A 3,778-nucleotide genomic window follows, 5' to 3' on the forward strand; every position below is an offset into this window, starting at 1 on the left:
CATCAGCAGCCACGACGCTGGCATCGACAGCGAAGCCTTCGCCTTTGACTAGGCCCGCAGCCATGCAACGGTGGACCACTTCATCGAACAACCAGCGGAAGGTATCGCTGGCGCGGAAACGTCCATGTCGGTTCTTGGAGAAGGTCGAGTGATCGGGCACTGCATCCTCGAGGCCGAGACGACAGAACCATCGATATGCAAGATTCAGTTGAACCTCTTCGCACAGACGACGCTCGGAGCGGATGCCGTAGCAATACCCAACGATCAGCATACGGATCATAAGTTCGGGGTCAATGGACGGACGGCCCGTATGGCTGTAGTGCTTCGCCAGGTGTTGGTGGAGTTCCTTCAGATCCAGACAGCGATCGATGGCTCTAAGAAGATGGGTCGGCGGAACGACGTCTTCAAGGTTGAAAGCGTAGAACAGCCGCTCTTGCCCGCTCGCTTGATGACCCATCATGTCGGTGCTCTCCGAACTCGTTGGCGCTTTGCAAATTCTGCCAGACGACCGAGACGGCCGCGAGTTTTTCAACAGAATCAGTCGTTCTCGGCCTTTCGGCGAGGACGGCTCGCCGCCACTTTGAGTCATTCACCATGTGTCCGCTTCGGGTGAGAGCCCCCGGCTTGTTGAATGACATCGAGGGTCGACTAGAACTTATCAAACACGACTACCATCCGATGCCCTAGGACTTTTCCCAGTTCTAGAGCCAATGCGTCGTCTACGCCAGGTCCATCGAACCCAAACGCGAGGTTTCCCAACCCCCATGCCAGCGGTAAAAATCGCCATTGATTGATACTGTCCGATTGTTGACAGCTTGGACATTCGAGCGCGCCGCGTTCTCCCGAGTACCAGGCGGAAATCATTTCTTTCCACGGGAGAGAAGCGGCATCATGTTCTGCGGAGCAGCACGGGCAGCGCAGCGCCTCGACCTTCTGCGGTCCAGCGTTGTAGACACGCCGCCCCACGATTGCGCCTATCCCGTTTGTGCTCTGCTCGTTTACCCATTTGGCCCACCGGGCGATACCCGGGGCAGGCGCGTGGCTGACCGGGGAAAAGGCGACCTCGGCCCCAGGGGAACGAACAGCGATGCACATTGCTTCCATCCAGCTCATGCCGCTGTTGGCGAATGCGGGTGCGTCTTCCAGAGTGACGTCGAGATCGACGATGTAAATGGGTGAGTCGCTCATTGGATAATGAAATTCGATACGTGGTTCCGTGGACATAACGTACCAGGATATTCATCGATTGGCAGGGTACGAATCACCTTCGGCGTCGGCCACTGTGTGCATGAGTTCCGCTCCGTCAATCTCGTATTGTCCGCAGCGCGTCGAAAGTGACCCTTCCTCCCCTCCTCCCCGCGATGCAATAATTCCGCCCACGGCGCAGCGATTACCAACGAATCCTTCGCCCGTCGTTGAATACCCCCCCACCAGCCAGCATAGGAACCATCGACCTTGTCGTTCGCCCTCCGATATCTCTCGGCGCCTGCCTTGCGTCATGCACTGCCGACGTTGGCGCTACTGGCCGCTACCATCTGCGGGCCAACCCACGCCGATACCTCGACCAAGCTTGACGCCACCACCAACGCGCCCAAGCCCGCGCTGCGCAAGCTGAACCCCGCTCCGACGCAGGCCTACGAAATTCGCCTGACGCTTGCCAATGCCACCGATCTCTCAAGCGCAGCCGACGGCAAATCGCCGTTTACGGTAGTAGAGGGCACGGTGCAGTTCGACGCCAGCAACGGCGCCCGCTGTGGAAAATCCAACGCCTTGTCCGGCCACGTGCCGACATTGTCCAGCCACGAACCGTTCCGCCTTTCCCGTATATCCGCCACCGAGTACGTGGGCACCGTGTATGCCGACATGCTGCAAGACGAGGACTATTACGGGCGCGGGGTATGCCATTGGGCATTGACAGAAGCGCGCGTCGCGGTGAGCGCGCGGGCGGACCGTGCTAATACGCGCTTTGTAGCCGCCCTGCCCGCGCAACAAGTGCTCGCGGCCGGCACACAGGCGCGCTATTTCTGGAAAGGGTACTACCCCAACTTCGAGCAGAGGCAACATACCGACTACGGGCGCACACAGCTCGACACCGTTCCGGCCGACAAGCGTAGCGAGTTTTTCACCGTGACGTTGACGGCCAGGAAGATCGGTGGCGACCCTCAAGGCAAGTGAATAGAAGGCCCGGCTTGGTGGAATGATGGAATCGAAGCCGCGCCAACGCGGCTCAATCAACAACGAGCTCCCGCTCACAAAGCGATCAGTACCTTGCCCATGACCGATGCCGATTCCAGCGCGTTGTGGGCGTCTGCAATCTTTTCCAGCTCGACCCTCATGCCGATATGCGGCGCATAGTTGCCGCTGGCCAGGCAGGCGTTGATGTCGCTGATCGCCTGGACTTTCGCCGCCACGGGCACCGAATAGATGTATACGAATCGCAGCACGCAGCCATGCACCATCGCGCTTAACAGCGGCAGCGTGAGCGTGTCGGTGGCATGCGTCATCGCGTAGGAACTGATGACACCGCCAGGCGCAAGACACGCCATATCGATATCCAGGTTTGCCTTCACGTTGACATCGACGATGCGGTCCACGCCCGCGTTGCCGGTGCGCGCCTTGATTGCCGCGGCAACATCGTCGTTCAGGCGGTCCAGCACCATGTCGGCACCCGCCGCGCGGGCGACGGCGGCCTGCGCTTCGTTCATGACGGTGGCCACGACCCACGCGCCCGCCCACTTTGCCAGGAGGATGGCGGCGGAGCCAACCACGCCCGCGCCGCCCTGCACCAGCACATTCTTGCCCTGGATATCACCATCGGCGAAGAGACAGCGATGGGCCGTCAACGCCGGAATGCCCAGGGATGCCCCGACGTCGAAAGACACGTTGTCGGGTAGTGGCACGGCTTGCGCCGACGGCACCACTACATATTCGGCCGCGGTTCCTGTCGGCCTGCCGTACTGTGCCTCGTAGATCCATACCCGCTGGCCCAGCCGATTGGCATCTTCCGAATCGCCAACCGCATCAATGACGCCCGCGCCATCCTGATGCGGAATGATCCGCGAGTACGGCATCGCGGACGAGAAGCCAGTGCGGGCCTTGAGGTCAGTGGGGTTCAGCCCCGACACGTGTACGCGTACCCGGACTTCACCGGGGCCGGGTTGGGGAATGGGAAGTTCAGCGACGCAAAGTACCTCATCGGCGGGGCCTTGGCGTTCGTAAAAAGCGGCTCTCATGGATTTTTTCTCCGTCTTGGAAGGCATTCCTTCCGTCAGCCGGCATTATCAAAATCCAGTGTCTTTTTAACAAGTAGGCACATTATTTATACATAAGGATAAAAACTATACTATTGCGACTTTACGGGTACTAACGGAGCATCTATGGCCCAAGGCAAGCTCGATCAATACCGATGCGCGGTGGAGATCACCGTCCACATCGCGGGCGGCAAATGGAAGCCCTTGATCATTCACTACCTGCTGAGCGGAACCAAGCGTTTTGGTGAACTGAAAAAGCTGATCGGCGGGGTCACGCAACGCTCGTTGACGTTGCAACTGCGCGAGCTTGAGGCAAGCGGCATTGTCAGCCGTGAAGTTTTTGCCGAAGTGCCGCCACGGGTGGAATACACGTTGACGGCGCTTGGAACCACGCTGGCTCCGACGCTGGAAGCGATGAAGTCCTGGGGTGAGCACTACGTGGCCAGCAAGACGCGCAAAAGGAAGGGCTGAGCGCAGCGCACTACCCTTCCCTGCTTGGAGAAAGGACGCCCCTGCGTCCGGCCCCG

Annotated in this window: 5 protein-coding genes; 2 read left to right on the forward strand and 3 right to left on the reverse strand. The window is 59.7% G+C overall.

Annotated features, from left to right (window positions below; all coding sequences use genetic code 11):
* Together ACE04A_RS18830 and ACE04A_RS18835 are read right to left on the reverse strand one after the other, a co-directional pair.
* Nucleotides 1-460: transposase (locus ACE04A_RS18830; RefSeq protein ID WP_485820400.1), on the reverse strand; the 460-nt coding region annotated here is incomplete at its 3' end.
* A gap of 188 nt (nt 461-648) precedes the next feature.
* A complete protein-coding gene (locus ACE04A_RS18835) occupies nt 649-1,188 on the reverse strand; it encodes a hypothetical protein (RefSeq protein ID WP_279997158.1) in 540 nt (179 codons plus the stop codon).
* Nucleotides 1,189-1,491: 303 nt separating this feature from the next.
* Between ACE04A_RS18835 and ACE04A_RS18840 the strand changes: the two genes are divergently transcribed.
* Nucleotides 1,492-2,175 (forward strand): hypothetical protein, encoded by a 684-nt coding sequence (locus ACE04A_RS18840; RefSeq protein ID WP_448717075.1) that lies wholly within the window; start codon nt 1,492-1,494, stop codon nt 2,173-2,175.
* Between the two features lie 74 nt (nt 2,176-2,249).
* Here the strand turns inward: ACE04A_RS18840 and ACE04A_RS18845 are convergent, their stop codons facing one another.
* A complete protein-coding gene (locus tag ACE04A_RS18845; protein ID WP_448717077.1) occupies nt 2,250-3,233 on the reverse strand; it encodes an NADPH:quinone reductase in 984 nt (327 codons plus the stop codon).
* A gap of 144 nt (nt 3,234-3,377) precedes the next feature.
* Between ACE04A_RS18845 and ACE04A_RS18850 the strand changes: the two genes are divergently transcribed.
* Complete coding sequence (locus ACE04A_RS18850) at nt 3,378-3,722, forward strand: winged helix-turn-helix transcriptional regulator (RefSeq protein ID WP_259248722.1); 345 nt, start codon at nt 3,378-3,380, stop codon at nt 3,720-3,722.
* Nucleotides 3,723-3,778 lie beyond the last annotated feature (56 nt).

The sequence above is a fragment of the Achromobacter colocynthidis genome, assembly GCF_057334535.1.

Coding starts and splice junctions, on each gene's coding strand:
- ACE04A_RS18845 (WP_448717077.1), bottom strand. CDS start 3,233: ATGAGAGCCGCTTTTTACGAACGCCAAGGCCCCGCCGATGAGGTACTT.
- ACE04A_RS18835 (WP_279997158.1), bottom strand. CDS start 1,188: ATGAGCGACTCACCCATTTACATCGTCGATCTCGACGTCACTCTGGAA.
- ACE04A_RS18850 (WP_259248722.1), top strand. CDS start 3,378: ATGGCCCAAGGCAAGCTCGATCAATACCGATGCGCGGTGGAGATCACC.